The 17,550-nt window shown below is 66.7% G+C and carries 19 protein-coding genes and 1 pseudogene; all 20 read left to right on the plus strand.

What is annotated here, in order from left to right:
• The first annotated feature begins 76 nt into the window (after window positions 1-76).
• The 20 genes and pseudogenes from ACIA49_RS10025 (at window position 77) to rplE (ending at window position 17,549) form a co-directional block, all read left to right on the plus strand.
• Window positions 77-3,937 (plus strand): DNA-directed RNA polymerase subunit beta', encoded by a 3,861-nt coding sequence (locus ACIA49_RS10025; RefSeq protein ID WP_396376772.1) that lies wholly within the window; start codon window positions 77-79, stop codon window positions 3,935-3,937.
• Window positions 3,938-4,096: 159 nt separating this feature from the next.
• Window positions 4,097-5,404, plus strand: coding sequence for a nuclear transport factor 2 family protein (locus ACIA49_RS10030; protein ID WP_396376773.1), 1,308 nt, complete (start codon window positions 4,097-4,099; stop codon window positions 5,402-5,404).
• 404 nt (window positions 5,405-5,808) lie between these two features.
• A complete protein-coding gene (rpsL, locus tag ACIA49_RS10035) occupies window positions 5,809-6,183 on the plus strand; it encodes a 30S ribosomal protein S12 (RefSeq protein WP_012923692.1) in 375 nt (124 codons plus the stop codon).
• A complete protein-coding gene (rpsG, locus tag ACIA49_RS10040; RefSeq protein ID WP_344144583.1) occupies window positions 6,183-6,653 on the plus strand; it encodes a 30S ribosomal protein S7 in 471 nt (156 codons plus the stop codon). The genes rpsL and rpsG overlap by 1 nt, the downstream gene beginning before the upstream one ends.
• A 122-nt stretch (window positions 6,654-6,775) precedes the next feature.
• On the plus strand, window positions 6,776-8,836 hold the full coding sequence (gene fusA, locus ACIA49_RS10045; protein WP_396377183.1) for an elongation factor G: 2,061 nt from the start codon (window positions 6,776-6,778) through the stop codon (window positions 8,834-8,836).
• Window positions 8,837-8,908: 72 nt separating this feature from the next.
• The gene (gene tuf / locus ACIA49_RS10050; RefSeq protein ID WP_396376774.1) at window positions 8,909-10,102 is read left to right on the plus strand and encodes an elongation factor Tu; all 1,194 of its coding nucleotides are present in this window, start codon (window positions 8,909-8,911) and stop codon (window positions 10,100-10,102) included.
• Window positions 10,103-10,474: 372 nt separating this feature from the next.
• Entirely contained in the window at window positions 10,475-10,783 is a 309-nt protein-coding gene (gene rpsJ, locus ACIA49_RS10055; RefSeq protein ID WP_012923688.1) for a 30S ribosomal protein S10, read from the plus strand.
• 16 nt (window positions 10,784-10,799) lie between these two features.
• Window positions 10,800-11,459: a 50S ribosomal protein L3 gene (gene rplC, locus ACIA49_RS10060; RefSeq protein WP_396376775.1), complete on the plus strand. Its 660-nt coding sequence runs from the start codon at window positions 10,800-10,802 to the stop codon at window positions 11,457-11,459.
• Window positions 11,456-12,151, plus strand: coding sequence for a 50S ribosomal protein L4 (gene rplD, locus ACIA49_RS10065; protein WP_396376776.1), 696 nt, complete (start codon window positions 11,456-11,458; stop codon window positions 12,149-12,151). Before rplC ends, rplD begins: the two co-directional genes overlap by 4 nt.
• A complete protein-coding gene (rplW, locus tag ACIA49_RS10070; protein ID WP_329003464.1) occupies window positions 12,148-12,453 on the plus strand; it encodes a 50S ribosomal protein L23 in 306 nt (101 codons plus the stop codon). The genes rplD and rplW overlap by 4 nt, the downstream gene beginning before the upstream one ends.
• On the plus strand, window positions 12,453-13,286 hold the full coding sequence (gene rplB, locus ACIA49_RS10075; protein WP_132402654.1) for a 50S ribosomal protein L2: 834 nt from the start codon (window positions 12,453-12,455) through the stop codon (window positions 13,284-13,286). The genes rplW and rplB overlap by 1 nt, the downstream gene beginning before the upstream one ends.
• A gap of 15 nt (window positions 13,287-13,301) precedes the next feature.
• Window positions 13,302-13,583: a 30S ribosomal protein S19 gene (gene rpsS / locus ACIA49_RS10080; protein WP_130441496.1), complete on the plus strand. Its 282-nt coding sequence runs from the start codon at window positions 13,302-13,304 to the stop codon at window positions 13,581-13,583.
• Window positions 13,584-13,634: 51 nt separating this feature from the next.
• Window positions 13,635-14,108 (plus strand): annotated as a pseudogene (rplV, locus tag ACIA49_RS10085) (50S ribosomal protein L22); the annotation flags it as partial.
• A gap of 127 nt (window positions 14,109-14,235) precedes the next feature.
• Window positions 14,236-15,090 carry a 30S ribosomal protein S3 gene (rpsC, locus tag ACIA49_RS10090; RefSeq protein WP_396376777.1) on the plus strand — a complete coding sequence of 285 codons (855 nt, stop codon included), beginning with the start codon at window positions 14,236-14,238 and terminating at the stop codon, window positions 15,088-15,090.
• Window positions 15,091-15,093: 3 nt separating this feature from the next.
• Entirely contained in the window at window positions 15,094-15,513 is a 420-nt protein-coding gene (gene rplP / locus ACIA49_RS10095) for a 50S ribosomal protein L16 (RefSeq protein ID WP_391541413.1), read from the plus strand.
• Window positions 15,513-15,806 (plus strand): 50S ribosomal protein L29, encoded by a 294-nt coding sequence (gene rpmC, locus ACIA49_RS10100; protein WP_396376778.1) that lies wholly within the window; start codon window positions 15,513-15,515, stop codon window positions 15,804-15,806. The genes rplP and rpmC overlap by 1 nt, the downstream gene beginning before the upstream one ends.
• A complete protein-coding gene (rpsQ, locus tag ACIA49_RS10105) occupies window positions 15,803-16,099 on the plus strand; it encodes a 30S ribosomal protein S17 (protein WP_396376779.1) in 297 nt (98 codons plus the stop codon). Before rpmC ends, rpsQ begins: the two co-directional genes overlap by 4 nt.
• A 121-nt stretch (window positions 16,100-16,220) precedes the next feature.
• Window positions 16,221-16,589, plus strand: a complete 369-nt coding sequence (gene rplN / locus ACIA49_RS10110) for a 50S ribosomal protein L14 (RefSeq protein ID WP_077019238.1) — start codon at window positions 16,221-16,223, stop codon at window positions 16,587-16,589.
• A 1-nt stretch (window position 16,590) separates the two neighbouring features.
• Entirely contained in the window at window positions 16,591-16,980 is a 390-nt protein-coding gene (gene rplX / locus ACIA49_RS10115) for a 50S ribosomal protein L24 (protein WP_132402636.1), read from the plus strand.
• Complete coding sequence (gene rplE / locus ACIA49_RS10120; protein ID WP_396376780.1) at window positions 16,980-17,549, plus strand: 50S ribosomal protein L5; 570 nt, start codon at window positions 16,980-16,982, stop codon at window positions 17,547-17,549. Before rplX ends, rplE begins: the two co-directional genes overlap by 1 nt.
• Window position 17,550: the final 1 nt, after the last annotated feature.

Consider the following 17,550-nt stretch of genomic DNA (forward strand, 5'->3'; position numbering starts at 1 on the left):
ACTCACTCAGACCATCCCCTTCGGGGGCCTGGGGGTCGCTCCCCAGATCACTACAGCAATCGGGAGATAACACATCGTGCTCGACGTGAACTTCTTCGACGAGCTTCGGATCGGCCTGGCGACCGCGGATGAAATCCGCCAGTGGTCGCACGGCGAGGTCAAGAAGCCCGAGACGATCAACTACCGGACGCTCAAGCCTGAGCGTGACGGTCTGTTCTGCGAGAAGATCTTCGGTCCCACCCGGGACTGGGAGTGCTACTGCGGTAAGTACAAGCGCGTTCGCTTCAAGGGCATCATCTGCGAGCGGTGTGGCGTCGAGGTCACCCGCTCCAAGGTGCGCCGCGAGCGGATGGGCCACATCGAGCTGGCCGCGCCGGTCACCCACATCTGGTACTTCAAGGGTGTCCCGTCGCGACTGGGCTACCTGCTCGACCTCGCCCCGAAGGACCTCGAGAAGGTCATCTACTTCGCGGCGTACATGATCACCGACGTCGACGACGAGGCACGGCACCGTGACCTCGCGTCGCTGGAGGGCCGGACCGACGTCGAGCGCAAGCAGCTCGAGAACCGGCGCGACAACGACATCGAGACGCGGATGAAGAAGCTCGAGGAGGACCTCGCCCAGCTCGAGGCCGAGGGCGCGAAGGCCGACGTCCGCCGCAAGGTGAAGGAAGGCGCCGAGCGTGAGGTCAAGCAGCTGCGTGACCGTGCGCAGCGCGAGATCGACCGCCTCGACGAGGTCTGGACCCGGTTCAAGAACCTGAAGGTCCAGGACCTCGAGGGTGACGAGATCCTCTACCGCGCCATGAAGGAGCGCTTCGGCAAGTACTTCGCCGGGGCGATGGGCGCGGCCGCGATCCAGCGCCGGCTGGAGACCTTCGACCTGAAGGCCGAGGCCGACAACCTGCGCGAGACGATCAAGACCGGTAAGGGCCAGCGCAAGACCCGCGCCCTGAAGCGGCTCAAGGTCGTCACCGCGTTCCTGGCCACCAACAACAGCCCGATGGGTATGGTCCTGGACTGCGTCCCGGTCATCCCGCCGGACCTGCGGCCGATGGTCCAGCTCGACGGTGGCCGGTTCGCCACCTCCGACCTGAACGACCTGTACCGCCGGGTGATCAACCGGAACAACCGCCTCAAGCGGCTGCTCGACCTCGGCGCGCCCGAGATCATCGTCAACAACGAGAAGCGGATGCTGCAGGAGGCCGTCGACGCGCTGTTCGACAACGGCCGCCGTGGCCGTCCGGTCACCGGCCCGGGCAACCGGCCGCTGAAGTCGCTGTCCGACATGCTCAAGGGCAAGCAGGGTCGTTTCCGTCAGAACCTGCTGGGCAAGCGCGTCGACTACTCGGGCCGTTCGGTCATCGTGGTCGGCCCGCAGCTGAAGCTGCACCAGTGCGGTCTGCCGAAGGCGATGGCGCTGGAGCTGTTCAAGCCGTTCGTGATGAAGCGGCTGGTCGACCTCAACCACGCGCAGAACATCAAGTCCGCCAAGCGGATGGTCGAGCGTCAGCGCGCCCAGGTCTGGGACGTGCTGGAAGAGGTCATCACCGAGCACCCCGTGCTGCTGAACCGCGCGCCTACCCTGCACCGGCTGGGTATCCAGGCGTTCGAGCCGCAGCTCATCGAGGGCAAGGCGATCCAGATCCACCCGCTCGTCTGCTCGGCGTTCAACGCCGACTTCGACGGTGACCAGATGGCGGTGCACCTGCCGCTGTCGGCCGAGGCCCAGGCCGAGGCGCGGATCCTGATGCTGTCGACGAACAACATCCTCAAGCCGGCCGACGGCCGTCCGGTCACGATGCCGACGCAGGACATGATCATCGGCATCTACTTCCTGACGATGCTCAAGGACGGTGCGCTGGGCGAGGGCCGGGCGTTCAGCTCCGTGGCCGAGGCCATCATGGCCTTCGACCGCAACGAGCTGTCGCTGCAGGCCAAGGTCACGCTGCGGCTGTCCGGTTCGGGCGCTCCGGAGGGTTCGGAGCCCCTCGCGAACGGCGGGTTCTCGCTGGAGACCACGCTGGGCCGCGCGCTGTTCAACGAGACGCTGCCGGGCGACTACCCGTTCGTGAACCTCGAGGTCGGCAAGAAGCAGCTGGGCGGGATCGTCAACGATCTGGCCGAGCGCTACACGAAGGTCGAGGTCGCCAACGCCCTCGACGCGTTGAAGGACCTCGGTTTCCGCTGGGCCACCCGGTCCGGTGTCACCGTGTCCATCGACGACTTCTCCACGCCGCCGTCCAAGCCGGAGATCATGGCGCGGTACGAGGCGCAGGCCGAGAAGGTCCAGAAGCAGTTCGAGCGGGGTCTGATCACCTCGTCCGAGCGGCGTCAGGAGCTGATCGAGATCTGGACCGGAGCCAACGCCGAGGTCGGCAAGGCGATGGAGGAGAACTTCGAGAAGCACAACCCGATCTGGATGATGGTCCACTCGGGTGCCCGAGGCAACATGATGCAGATCCGGCAGATCGCCGGTATGCGTGGCCTGGTGGCCAACCCGAAGGGCGAGATCATCGCGCGGCCGATCAAGGCCAACTTCCGCGAGGGTCTGTCCGTCGTCGAGTACTTCATCGCGACGCACGGTGCTCGTAAGGGTCTGGCCGACACCGCGCTGCGGACCGCCGACTCGGGGTACCTGACCCGTCGTCTGGTGGACGTCTCGCAGGACGTCATCATCCGCGAGGAGGACTGCGGCACCGAGCGCGGTCTGCCCAAGCAGATCGGTGAGGACGGCCCGAACGGCGTCGTCGTCCACGCGGAGAACGTCGAGACCAGCGCCTACGCACGGACGCTGGCCACCGACACCGCCGGTGCCGACGGCAGCATCGTGCTGACCGCCGGTAGCGACCTGGGCGACGTCTCGATCGCGAAGCTGATCGAGGCCGGGGTCAAGGAGGTCAAGGTCCGCTCCGTGCTGACCTGTGACGCCAAGACCGGTACCTGCGCCAAGTGCTACGGCCGTTCGCTGGCGACCGGCAAGCCGGTCGACATCGGTGAGGCCGTCGGCATCATCGCGGCCCAGTCCATCGGTGAGCCGGGCACGCAGCTGACGATGCGTACCTTCCACACCGGTGGTGTCGCGGGTGATGACATCACCCACGGTCTGCCGCGTGTCGTCGAGCTGTTCGAGGCGCGTCAGCCGAAGGGCAAGGCGCCGATCTCCGAGGCGGCCGGCCGGATCTCGATCGAGGACACCGACAAGACCCGGAAGCTGGTGCTCACCCCGGACGACGGTTCCGAGGAGGTCGCCTACCCGGTGTCGAAGCGTGGCCGCCTGCTGATCGAAGAGGGTCAGCACGTCGAGGTCGGTCAGCAGCTGATGCAGGGTACGCCGGACCCGCAGGAGGTTCTGCGGATCCTGGGTGTCCGCAAGGCGCAGGAGCACCTGGTGGACGAGGTCCAGGAGGTGTACCGGTCGCAGGGTGTGGCCATCCACGACAAGCACATCGAGATCATCGTCCGGCAGATGCTGCGCCGGGTCACGGTGATCGAGTCCGGCGACGCGAACCTGCTGCCGGGCGAGCTGGCGGATCGCATCCTCTTCGAGGGTGAGAACCGCCGGGTGGTCTCCGAGGGCGGTACGCCGGCCTCCGGACGTCCGGTGCTGATGGGTATCACCAAGGCCTCGCTGGCCACCGAGTCGTGGCTGTCGGCCGCCTCCTTCCAGGAGACGACCCGCGTCCTCACCGAGGCCGCGATCCACGGCAAGTCCGACTCCCTGGTCGGTCTGAAGGAGAACGTCATCATCGGAAAGCTGATCCCGGCCGGTACCGGCATGGACCGTTACCGCAACATCCGGGTGGAGCCCACCGAGGAGGCGAAGGCCGCGATGTACTCGATGGTCGGCTACGAGTCGTACGACTACGACTTCGGCCCGTCCGCCGGGCAGTCGGTCCCGCTCGACGACTTCGACCTCGGTTCGTACCAGAACTGATCAGAGTCACCCGCGACGGCGGTATCCCTTCGGGGGTGCCGCCGTTGCGGCGTTTCCAACGCCTTTACGGGTAAGGGAAATCCGGCGTTTCGGATCGTGATCGGGGTGACACTCGGGGTGGTGGCCCGAAGTGTCCGGGGCATGGTCCAAGATTGGTGCATGACGGATCTTCCGGGCTATCTGCGGCCCTTCGTCCTCGGCGTGCTGGACGGGCCCGAGGTGCGTGTCGACAGGCTCGGAGAGATCGACTTGTACCGCCCGGCGGGCAGTGCCCGGACCGGCGCGATTCTCTTTGTGCACGGTGGTCCCGCACCGCCCGATCTCCAGGCAACGCCTCGGGACTGGCCGGTGTACAAGGGATATGCGACCGCTGCCGCTCGCCGTGGAGCGGTGGCCGCCGTCGTCGATCACAGCCTCATCAGTGGCCTGGACAAGCTGTCCACCGCCGCGGACGAGGTGGAGGCAGCGATCGGCGTACTGCGTTCTGATCCGCGCGTCGACCCGGACCGGGTCGTGCTGTGGTTCTTCTCCGGTGCCGGTCTGCTGGCGGGGGAGTGGCTGGACAGCCGCCCCGACTGGCTGCGCGGCGTCGCCCTCACCTATCCACTGCTCGCCACCCCGCCCGGTGTCGACGATCTGGTCAACGCCGCCGAAGTGATCGGCAAAAACACCAACCTGCCGGTGCTGCTCACCAGGGCCGGGCTGGAGCGCGCAGAGCTCGCCGGCCCCGTTGCGGAGTTCGTCTCCGCGGGTGGCACCGCGCTGGACATCATCGACGTACCGAAAGGGCACCACGGGTTCGACATGCTCGACCACACCGAAGAATCACGCGCCGCCGTCACCAAGGCTCTGGACTGGGCGATCGCCCACCTGGGCGAAGAGCCGGGGACCCAGGACGGCCTGCTTGTCCCGCCGCCGAAGGCCAAGACCACCACGACAGCCACCGCTACAACCACCCGCCGGGCACCGGCCGCCACCAAGCCGAAACCCGAGCCGGTGAAGGAAGAACTGCCCCTCGCCGAGGCGCCCGTCGTACCGGCTGAGACCGCTCCGGCAGCGCCGGTAGCTGCCGCGCCCGCCAGTGCGCAGCTCCCGGAGACCACCGACCTGCTGAGCTCGATCACAAGCTCGTTCGGGCCCGTGGACACTCCGGCTGCCCGGGTCGTCGGGCGGGAGCACTCGGCGTACGCAGCGCACGATCTGGAGGCGTTCCTGGCGATGTACTCGCCGACGGCCCGGATCTCGTTCGCCGACGGCTCCGAGATGAAGGGCCGCCGGTTCCTCCGCGAGCTCTACCGGCCGCTGTTCGACGCCGGCCGCTGCAAGACCGAGGTGGTGCAGAAGCTGATGCTCGGCGAGTGGGTGGTTGAGCACCAGGTGGCCCACGACAGCGGTGAGCCGGTGGCGCGGATCGCGTTGTACCGCGTCTCCGAAGGGCTGATCACCGACGTCGAGTTCCGCTCCTGACGGCTCCTGCTGAGACGCCGATCCGCCTGCTGGACGTTCTGCGGCGCCGCGCGAGCGGCGCCGATCCAGGTGCCCACTGGTCTTGCGGGGATACCTGATCCGGGGGCGGTGAGAGGCACTCCGCGGAGCCTGTAGACTGGAACAGCGGATCAGCCTCTACGCGGTGCAGTGACTCATTTTGACCGTGCTGGAGGCAGCCGCTAGTCTTAACGATCGTGCCCGGGTCATCCTGGGCCGTCATGCGTGCCCCTCGCAGTATTTCGGGTCTGCGCGCGTGACACGGGACTCCTGCCGATAGAAAGATTACGGCTCCGGTACGCCCGTGTGCACGCGACACACCCGACCGCGGGGGTCAGGTGCAAGAGCATGAGCAGAAAGCCGGACGACAGAAAGAGACCTACGCGGTGCCCACCATTCAGCAGCTGGTCCGCAAGGGCCGCCAGGACAAGGTGTCCAAGAACAAGACGCCCGCCCTGAAGGGTTCCCCTCAGCGTCGCGGTGTGTGCACGCGCGTCTACACCACCACGCCGAAGAAGCCGAACTCGGCCCTTCGCAAGGTCGCGCGTGTCCGCCTGACCAGCGGCATCGAGGTCACCGCGTACATCCCCGGCGTCGGCCACAACCTGCAGGAGCACTCGATCGTGCTCGTGCGTGGCGGTCGTGTGAAGGACCTGCCCGGTGTCCGGTACAAGATCATCCGCGGTTCGCTCGACACCCAGGGTGTGAAGAACCGGAAGCAGGCTCGTAGCCGTTACGGCGCGAAGAAGGAGAAGAGCTAATGCCGCGCAAGGGTCCCGCCCCGAAGCGGCCGGTCATCATCGACCCGGTCTACAGTTCGCCGCTCGTCACCCAGTTGATCTCGAAGATCCTGGTGGACGGCAAGAAGCAGATCGCGCAGAGCATCGTCTACACGGCCCTCGAGGGCACGCGGACGAAGACGGGCACCGACCCGGTCATCACGCTCAAGCGCGCGCTCGACAACGTCAAGCCGAGCATCGAGGTGAAGAGCCGCCGCGTCGGTGGCGCCACCTACCAGGTGCCGATCGAGGTCAAGCCGGGCCGTTCGAACACGCTGGCCCTGCGCTGGCTGACGACGTACTCCCGCGCCCGCCGCGAGAAGACGATGTCGGAGCGCCTGATGAACGAGATCCTGGACGCGTCGAACGGTCTGGGTGCCTCGGTCAAGCGCCGCGAGGACACGCACAAGATGGCCGAGGCCAACAAGGCCTTCGCCCACTACCGCTGGTGATCCGGGGTCCGCTCCGGACCTCCGCACGCACACTTTTTACGCAGCACAGAATCGAGAGGTAGACCACCGAGGTGGCCGTACAAATCACCACCGACCTGGCCAAGGTCCGCAACATCGGAATCATGGCTCACATCGACGCCGGTAAGACGACGACGACGGAGCGGATCCTCTTCTACACCGGTATCACGTACAAGATCGGTGAGGTCCATGACGGCGCTGCCACGATGGACTGGATGGAGCAGGAGCAGGAGCGCGGCATCACGATCACGTCCGCCGCGACGACCTGCACCTGGAAAGACCACACCATCAACATCATCGACACCCCGGGTCACGTCGACTTCACCGTCGAGGTGGAGCGCTCGCTGCGCGTCCTCGACGGCGCCGTCGCCGTGTTCGACGGTGTCGCCGGTGTCGAGCCGCAGTCCGAGACCGTGTGGCGCCAGGCGGACCGGTACGGCGTACCGCGGATCTGCTTCGTCAACAAGCTGGACCGCACCGGCGCCGAGTTCATGCGCTGCGTCGACATGATCGTCGACCGGCTGGCCGCGACACCGCTGGTGCTGCAGCTGCCGATCGGTGCGGAGTCCGACTTCATCGGCGTCGTCGACCTGGTCGGCATGCGCGCGCTCACCTGGCGCGGCGAGACGACGATGGGTGAGGACTACACGGTCGAGGAGATCCCGGCCAGTCACACCGAGATCGCGGCCGAGTGGCGCGACAAGCTGATCGAGACGCTGGCCGAGGCCGACGACGAGATCATGGAGCTGTACCTGGAGGGCACCGAGCCCACCCAGGAGCAGGTCGTGGCCGGCATCCGCCGCGCGACGATCGCCTCCAAGCTGACCCCGGTGCTGACCGGTACCGCGTTCAAGAACAAGGGCGTCCAGCCCCTGCTCGACGCGATCAACGCGTACCTGCCCAGCCCGCTCGACGTCCCGGCCATCGAGGGCCACGACGTCAAGGACAGCGAGCAGGTCGTGCTGCGCAAGCCGGACGACAGCGAGCCGTTCTCGGCGCTGGCGTTCAAGATCGCGGCCGACCCGCACCTGGGCAAGCTGACCTTCATCCGGGTGTACTCCGGCAAGCTCGAGACCGGCACGCAGGTCCTGAACCCCACCAAGGGGCGCAAGGAGCGGATCGGCAAGATCTACCGGATGCACGCGAACAAGCGCGAAGAGATCGCGTCGATCGGCGCCGGTCACATCGTCGCCGTGATGGGTCTGAAGGACACCACCACCGGTGAGACGCTGGCCGACCCGGCCAAGCCCGTCGTGCTGGAGTCGATGCAGTTCCCGGCACCGGTCATCTCGGTCGCCATCGAGCCCAAGTCGAAGGGCGACCAGGAGAAGCTGGGCGTCGCGATCCAGCGGCTGGCGGAGGAGGACCCGACCTTCCAGGTCCGGACCGACGACGACACCGGCCAGACGATCATCGCCGGCATGGGCGAGCTGCACCTCGAGGTGCTGGTCGACCGGATGAAGCGCGAGTTCCGCGTCGAGGCCAACGTCGGCAAGCCGCAGGTGGCCTACCGCGAGACCATCAAGAAGAAGGTCGAGAAGGTCGACTACACGCACAAGAAGCAGACCGGTGGTTCGGGTCAGTTCGCGCGTGTGATCATCAACATCGAGCCGACTTCGGTCGAGGCCGGTGGCGAGGGCGGCTACGAGTTCGTCAACGCCGTCACCGGTGGCCGTATCCCGCGCGAGTACATCCCGTCGGTGGACGAGGGTGCGCAGGAAGCGATGGAGTTCGGCGTGCTCGCCGGCTACCCGATGGTGGACGTCAAGGTCACGCTGACCGACGGCGCCTACCACGACGTCGACTCCTCCGAGCTCGCGTTCAAGATCGCCGGTTCGATGGCCTTCAAGGATGCCGCCCGCCGGGCGAATCCGGTCATCCTCGAGCCGATGTTCGCGGTCGAGGTGATCACCCCCGAGGACTACATGGGTGAAGTGATCGGCGACCTCAACTCCCGTCGTGGCCAGATCCAGTCGATGGACGAGGGCCCCGGTGGCAGCCGGGCGATCAAGGCCTCTGTGCCGCTGTCCGAGATGTTCGGGTATGTCGGTGACCTGCGGTCGAAGACCCAGGGCCGTGCGTCGTACTCGATGCAGTTCGATTCCTACGCCGAGGTTCCGAAGAACGTGGCGGAAGAGATCATCAAGAAGGCCCGCGGCGAGTAGTCTCGCTCCGGTCCAACCAACCCACAGCGCGTCGGCGTACGGCGTAAGTCAACACTTTTCAGGAGGGCCCCAGTGGCTAAGGCGAAGTTCGAGCGGACTAAGCCGCACGTCAACATCGGCACCATCGGTCACATCGACCACGGTAAGACCACTCTTACCGCGGCGATCACCAAGGTGCTGCACGACAAGTACCCGACCCTGAACGAGGCGTCGGCCTTCGATCAGATCGACAAGGCGCCGGAAGAGCGTCAGCGCGGTATCACGATCTCGATCGCGCACGTCGAGTACCAGACCGAGGCCCGGCACTACGCCCACGTCGACTGCCCGGGTCACGCGGACTACATCAAGAACATGATCACCGGTGCGGCCCAGATGGATGGTGCGATCCTGGTCGTCGCCGCCACCGACGGCCCGATGCCGCAGACGCGTGAGCACGTGCTGCTCGCCCGTCAGGTCGGCGTGCCGGCGATGGTCGTCGCGCTGAACAAGTGCGACATGGTCGACGACGAGGAGATCCTGGAGCTCGTCGAGCTCGAGGTCCGTGAGCTGCTCTCCGAGCAGGAGTTCGACGGCGACAACGCGCCGATCGTCCGCGTCGCCGCTCACCCGGCGCTGCAGGGCGACGCCAAGTGGGGCGAGTCGATCCTCGAGCTGATGGACGCGGTGGACTCCTACATCCCGCAGCCGGAGCGCGAGGTCGACAAGCCGTTCCTGATGCCGGTCGAGGACGTCTTCACGATCACCGGTCGTGGAACCGTTATCACCGGTCGTATCGAGCGCGGCATCGTCAAGGTCAACGAGACCGTCGACATCGTCGGCATCCGTGAGACCAAGCAGACGACCACCGTCACCGGTATCGAGATGTTCCGCAAGCTGCTCGACGAGGGCCAGGCCGGTGAGAACGTCGGTCTGCTGCTTCGTGGCACCAAGCGCGAGGACGTCGAGCGCGGCATGGTTGTCATCAAGCCGGGCACCACGACCCCGCACACCGCCTTCGAGGCCTCGGTCTACATCCTCTCGAAGGAGGAGGGCGGCCGGCACACGCCGTTCTTCCAGAACTACCGCCCGCAGTTCTACTTCCGCACCACGGACGTGACCGGCGTCGTCACCCTCCCCGAGGGCACCGAGATGGTCATGCCGGGCGACAACACCGACATGAACGTCGAGCTGATCCAGCCGATCGCCATGGAAGAGAACCTGAAGTTCGCGATCCGTGAAGGTGGCCGCACCGTCGGCGCCGGCCGGGTCACCAAGATCATCAAGTGATCTCACGAGGTCCGCGAGGGCTCGCAGTCTGAGCCCCGCGGACCTCTGCTTTGCGCCCGATCCCCGCTCAGGTGGGCTGGGGATCGGGCGTGGAGCCACCCGATTGGCGTTTCGGCGCCGATCTCTGGCACAATATTCAGGTTGCTCAGGCGAGGTTGCCGGGGTGCGCCCCAGATGTTCTCATCTGGCTGGTGCGCCGGACCGGAGACCATGCCGAGGGCCGGTCCGAGACCGGTCCCCGATCACCAAACCCGGTCGAAGAAGCGGTGAGTCACGCGCGTGCCGCGCAGATTTTCAGGCACAACGCGACACACCCGACCGCGGGGGTCGGAGCAACGCAACGAAGACGATAGAGAAGGACGAAGCGAAGCGATGGCGGGACAGAAGATCCGCATCCGGCTGAAGGCCTACGACCACGAGGTCATCGACAGCTCGGCGCGCAAGATTGTCGACACGGTGACGCGTACTGGTGCGAAGGTTGCTGGCCCGGTGCCGTTGCCGACGGAAAAGAACGTGTTCTGCGTCATCCGCTCGCCGCACAAGTACAAGGACAGCCGCGAGCACTTCGAGATGCGCACCCACAAGCGGCTCATCGACATCATCGACCCCACGCCGAAGACCGTCGACTCGCTGATGCGGCTCGACCTGCCGGCCGGCGTCGACATCGAGATCAAGCTCTGAGGGACGCGAACAGCCAATGAGCACTAAGACAAAGAACACGCGAGGGCTGCTGGGCACCAAGCTCGGCATGACCCAGACCTGGGACGAGAACAACCGAGTCGTCCCCGTCACCGTGATCCAGGCCGGCCCCTGTGTCGTCACCGGTGTCCGCACCGCTGCCGACGCCGGGTACGACGGCGTCCAGATCGCGTTCGGCGACATCGACCCGCGCAAGGTGACCAAGCCCATGCGCGGCCACTTCGACAAGGCCGGCGTGACGCCGCGGCGCCACCTGCTGGAGCTGCGCACCGCCGACGCCAGCGAGTACACGCTGGGCCAGGAGATCAAGGCCGAGGCCTTCGAGGCCGGCGAGCTGGTCGACGTCTCCGCCACCAGCAAGGGCAAGGGTTTCGCCGGTGTGATGAAGCGGCACGGCTTCCACGGTCTGAGCTCGACCCACGGTGTGCACAAGAAGCACCGCTCGCCGGGTTCCATCGGTGGCTGCGCCACCCCGGGCCGGGTTTTCAAGGGTCTGAAGATGGCCGGCCGGATGGGCCACGAGAAGGTCACCACGCAGAACATCACCGTGCACGCCATCGACGCGGACCGCGGCCTCATCCTGCTCAAGGGTGCCGTCCCCGGCCCCAAGGGCGGTCTGGTGCTGATCCGCAACGCCGCGAAGGGGGCTGCCAAGTGAGCACCGTCGACGTCGTCGCCGTGAAGGGCGACAAGGTCAGCAAGAAGGGTTCCGCCGAGCTTCCGGCCGAGCTGTTCGACGTCCAGGTCAACATCCCGCTGATCCACCAGGTCGTGGTGGCCCAGCTGGCCGCGGCCCGTCAGGGCACGCACAAGGTCAAGACCCGGGCCGAGGTGTCCGGCGGTGGCGCCAAGCCGTACCGCCAGAAGGGCACCGGCCGCGCCCGTCAGGGCTCGACCCGTGCGCCGCAGTTCACCGGTGGTGGCGTCGTCCACGGCCCCACGCCGCGTGACTACAGCCAGCGGACCCCGAAGAAGATGATCGCCGCCGCGCTTCGCGGTGCGTTGTCCGACCGGGCCCGCGACGGCCACGTCTACGTGGTCGAGAGCTTCGTCGAGGGCGACACCCCGTCGACCAAGAGCGCGCTGACGGTTCTGTCGGCCGTGACGGACCCGGGCAAGGCCCTGGTCGTGGTCGACCGGGCCGACGAGCTCACCTGGCTGAGCCTGCGCAACGTGCAGCACGTGCACCTGATCGCCGCCGACCAGCTGAACGCCTACGACGTTCTCTGCAGCGACGCGGTCGTGTTCACCAAGGGCGCGCTCGACAGCTTTGTCGCCGGCGCCCCGAAAGGTAAGTCCGTGAAGGCCGTCGCGACGTCGACCGAGGCCGAGCAGGAGGTTGAAGCATGAGCCACGGAGTCAACAAGGACCCGCGGGACGTGCTGCTGCGGCCGGTCGTGAGCGAGAAGAGCTACGGCCTGCTGGACGAGCAGAAGTACACGTTCGAGGTCGCCCCGGACGCCAACAAGACCGAGATCAAGCTCGCGGTCGAGAAGGTGTTCAAGGTCAAGGTCAACGACGTCAACACGCTGAACCGCAAGGGCAAGCGTCGCCGGACCCGCGCGGGTTGGGGCAAGCGTCCCGACACCAAGCGCGCGATCGTGACCCTCAAGGGTGACGACCGCATCGATATCTTCGGAGGCCAGTCGTAATGGGTATCCGCAAATACAAGCCGACAACGCCGGGCCGTCGTGGCTCGAGCGTGGCCGACTTCGTCGAGCTCACCCGATCGACGCCTGAGAAGTCGCTGCTGCGCCCGCTGCCGAAGAAGGGTGGCCGCAACAACAGCGGCAAGATCACCACTCGGCACCAGGGTGGCGGCCACAAGCGCGCCTACCGCCTGATCGACTTCAAGCGGTACGACAAGGACGGCGTCCCGGCGAAGGTTGCCGAGATCGAGTACGACCCGAACCGCACCGCGCGGATCGCACTGCTGCACTACGTCGACGGCGAGAAGCGCTACATCCTCGCCCCGACCAACCTGAAGCAGGGCACGATCGTCGAGAACGGTCCGGCCGCCGACATCAAGATCGGCAACAACCTGCCGCTGCGCAACATCCCGGTCGGCTCCACGATCCACGCTGTCGAGCTGCGTCCGGGTGGTGGCGCCAAGATGGGCCGCTCCGCCGGTACCAGCATTCAGCTGGTCGCGAAGGAGGGTCGGATGGCAACCCTGCGGATGCCCTCCGGCGAGGTCCGGATGGTCGACGTACGCTGCCGCGCCACCCTCGGTGAGGTCGGCAACGGCGAGCAGTCGAACATCAACTGGGGCAAGGCGGGCCGGATGCGCTGGAAGGGCAAGCGCCCGACCGTCCGCGGTGTCGCGATGAACCCGGTCGACCACCCGCACGGTGGTGGTGAGGGTAAGACCTCGGGTGGACGCCACCCGGTGTCCCCGTGGGGCAAGCCCGAGGGCCGTACCCGTACCCGCAAGGAAAGCGACCGCATGATCGTCCGGCGCCGCAAGGCCGGCAAGAAGCGCTGATAGGAGCCGGCCAGAATGCCACGCAGCTTGAAGAAGGGCCCGTTCGTCGACCACCACCTGGCAAAGAAGGTGGAGGTGCAGAACGAGAAGGGCACCAAGAATGTCATCAAGACCTGGTCCCGCCGATCGATGATCGTGCCGGACATGATCGGCCACACGATTGCGGTGCACGACGGCCGCAAGCACGTGCCGGTGTTCGTGACGGACGCGATGGTCGGGCACAAGCTCGGCGAATTCGCCCCGACCCGGACGTTCAAGGGTCACGAGAAGGACGACCGGAAGTCACGGCGTCGCTGACCGCTGGTCAGTTGACGACGCGAAAGCAACCTACGGAGAGATTCGAACATCATGAGCGTTCAAGAGCGTAGGGCCGTCAGTGCCCGTCGCGAGAGCCTGTTGGGCGAGCAGCCCGGGGCCTTCGCGGTCGCGCGCTTCGTCCGCGTGACGCCGATGAAGGCGCGTCGCGTGGCCGATCTGGTGCGCGGTGTGGGCGTCGACGACGCACTCGCCACTCTGAAGTTCGCCCCGCAGGCCGCTGCCGCGACCGTGTACAAGGTCGTCGACAGCGCCGCGGCGAACGCCGAGGGCACCGAGCACCTGAGCCGGGACGAGCTGATCGTCTCGAAGATCCTGGTCGACGAGGGACCGACGCTGAAGCGTCACCGCCCCCGCGCCCAGGGTCGGGCCACCCGGATCGACAAGCGGACCAGCCACATCACCGTTGTGGTGCAGCCGCGCGTCATCGAGGAGCCCGCCGCCAAGGCGCCGGCCAAGAAGACCGCCAAGGCGGACGAGGCCAAGGCAGCGACTGCCAAGAAGGCCCCGGCCAAGAAGACGGCGAAGAAGGCGGCGGCCGAGAAGTCGGACGCAGCCGAGAAGCCGGCCAAGAAGGCCACCGCCAAGAAGGCGGCAGCCAAGAAGGCCACCGCTGAGAAGAAGGAGTCCTGACGTGGGACAGAAGGTTAACCCGCACGGGTTCCGTCTCGGCATCAGCACTGATCACAAGAGCCGTTGGTACGCCGAGAAGCTGTACAAGGACTACGTCGGCGAGGACGTCAAGATCCGCAAGCTGCTGAGCAAGGGCATGGAGCGCGCCGGCATCTCCCGCGTGGAGATCGAGCGCACCCGTGACCGGGTTCGGGTCGACATCCACACCGCCCGTCCGGGCATCGTCATCGGTCGCCGTGGCGCCGAGGCGGACCGGATCCGGGGCAGCCTGGAGGAGCTCACCGGCAAGCAGGTGCAGCTGAACATCCTCGAGGTCAAGAACGCCGAGGTCGACGCTCAGCTGGTCGCCCAGGGCGTGGCCGAGCAGCTGTCCGGCCGCGTGGCGTTCCGCCGCGCGATGCGCAAGGCGATGCAGACCACCATGCGTGGCGGCGCCCTGGGGATCCGGATCCAGTGCTCGGGCCGTCTCGGTGGCGCCGAGATGTCGCGGTCGGAGTTCTACCGCGAGGGTCGGGTGCCGCTGCACACGCTGCGTGCCGACATCGACTACGGCTTCTACGAGGCCCGTACGACGTTCGGCCGGATCGGCGTGAAGGTCTGGATCTACAAGGGTGACGTCGCCGGCTCCCGGGCCGAGCGCGAGGCGCAGGCCGCGGCCCGCGCCGCCACCCAGCAGCGCCGGCCGGCCCGTCGCGACGACCGTGGTGGCCGTGGTGGCGACCGCGACCGTGGCGGCGACCGTGGTGGCCGCAACAGCGGCGGTGGCCGCGACAACGCACGGAACGCGGCCCCGGCCGCCGAGGCGACCGCCCCGGCTGCCGACAAGCCCGCCGCGACGACCGGAACGGAGAGCTGAACCATGCTCATCCCCCGCAAGGTCAAGCACCGCAAGCAGCACCACCCGAAGCGCTCCGGCGCTGCCAAGGGCGGTACCACGCTGGCGTTCGGTGAGTTCGGCATCCAGGCCCTGGAGAGCCACTACGTCACCAACCGGCAGATCGAGTCGGCGCGTATCGCGATGACCCGGCACATCAAGCGTGGCGGAAAGGTCTGGATCAACATCTACCCGGACCGCCCGCTGACCAAGAAGCCGGCCGAGACCCGGATGGGTTCCGGTAAGGGTTCGCCGGAGTGGTGGATCGCCAACGTGAAGTCCGGGCGCGTGATGTTCGAGCTCTCCGGAGTCACCGAGGACGTCGCCCGCGAGGCCATGCGCCGCGCGATTCACAAGTTGCCGATGAAGTGCCGCTTCATCACCCGAGAGGCAGGTGAGAACTGATGGCTATCCTGACCGCCGCCGAGCTGCGGAACCTGGGCCGGGACGAGCTGCTGAGCAAGCTCGGTGAAGCCAAGGAGGAGCTGTTCAACCTCCGGTTCCAGGCTGCCACCGGACAGCTGGAGTCACACGGCCGGCTGCGCGCCGTCCGTAAGGACATCGCCCGCATCTACACGGTGCTGACCGAGCGTGCGCTCGGCATCACCGAAGAGGTCGACGCCCCGGTTGCCGCCGAGGCCGACACCGAGGTCACTGAGACCGCGGACGACAGCGAGAAGGCCGAGGCGAAGGCATGACCGAGAACGTGAAGGACGAGAGCGTGAGCACGACCCCCGAGGCGCGAGCCACCCGCAAGACCCGTGAGGGTCTGGTGCTGAGCGACAAGATGGACAAGACCGTCACCGTCGAGGTCGAGGACCGGGTCAAGCACAAGCTCTACGGCAAGGTCCTCCGCCGCACGAGCAAGCTCAAGGCACACGACGAGCAGAACGCCGCCGGTATCGGCGACCGCGTCCTCCTGATGGAGACCCGGCCGCTGTCGGCGACCAAGCGCTGGCGCGTCGTCGAGATCCTCGAGAAGGCCAAGTAAGCGGTCCGGCCGGCCCCGCGGTGTTCAGCACCGCGGGTACCGGCTCGGAAACCAATCGAAATTATTCGTTCCGCAAGGCTCACGGACGTGAGAACCAGCGAGACAACCAGGAGATCAACAGATGATCCAGCAGGAGTCGCGACTGAAGGTCGCCGACAACACGGGTGCGAAGGAAATTCTTTGCATCCGGGTTCTCGGTGGCTCCGGTCGGCGCTACGCCGGTGTCGGTGACACGATCGTCGCCACCGTCAAGGACGCGATCCCGGGTGGCGGCGTCAAGAAGGGCGACGTCGTCAAGGCCGTCATCGTTCGCACCGTGAAGGAGCGCCGGCGTCCGGACGGCTCCTACATCCGGTTCGACGAGAACGCCGCGGTGATCCTCAAGGCCGACGGTGAGCCCCGCGGTACCCGTATCTTCGGGCCGGTCGGCCGGGAGCTGCGCGAGAAGCGCTTCATGAAGATCATCTCGCTCGCACCGGAGGTGCTCTGAGATGGCTGCCCAGCGCAAACTGCACGTGAAGAAGGGCGATCAGGTCCGCGTGATCGCCGGTAAGTCCAAGGGTCTCGAAGGCAAGATCATTCAGGTCCTGCCGGATGCCGAGAAGGTCATCGTCGAGGGCGTGAACCGGGTCAAGAAGCACACCAAGGTGCAGCAGGCCCAGCGCGGCGGCACCACGGGTGGCATCGTCACCCAGGAAGCCCCGATCCACGTCTCCAACGTGATGCTTCTGGTCGAGGTCGAGAAGGACGGCAAGAAGCAGAAGGTGACCACCCGCGTCGGCTACAACCGCGTCGAGGTGCAGAAGCGGCGCCCCGACGGTTCGACGTACGCCGGTTTCCGGAGCGTCCGGATCGCGCGGCGTACCGGCGAGGAGATCTGATGACCGAGACAGTGACCGAGCGGGTTCTGCCCCGGTTGAAGACCAAGTACCGCGAGGAGATCGTGGCCAAGCTGAACGAGGAGTTCAGCTACGCCAACGCCATGCAGGTGCCCGGTCTGACCAAGATCGTGGTGAACATGGGCGTCGGCGAGGCGGCCCGTGACTCCAAGCTGATCGAGGGTGCCGTCAAGGACCTGGCCGCGATCACCGGCCAGGCGCCGCAGGTGACCAAGGCCCGCAAGTCGATCGCCCAGTTCAAGCTGCGTGAGGGGATGCCGATCGGCGCCCACGTCACGCTGCGCGGCGACCGGATGTGGGAGTTCCTGGACCGGCTGCTCTCGCTGGCCCTGCCCCGGATCCGCGACTTCCGCGGTCTGTCGCCGAAGCAGTTCGACGGCACCGGGAACTACACCTTCGGTCTGACCGAGCAGGTGATGTTCCACGAGATCAACCAGGACCGCATCGACCGGGTCCGCGGCATGGACATCACCGTGGTGACCACCGCCAAGAACGACGACGAGGGCCGGGCCCTGCTGCGGGCACTCGGCTTCCCGTTCAAGGAGAACTGAC

It is taken from the genome of Kribbella sp. NPDC051587 (assembly GCF_044453945.1).
Classification (GTDB): Bacteria; Actinomycetota; Actinomycetes; order Propionibacteriales; family Kribbellaceae; genus Kribbella.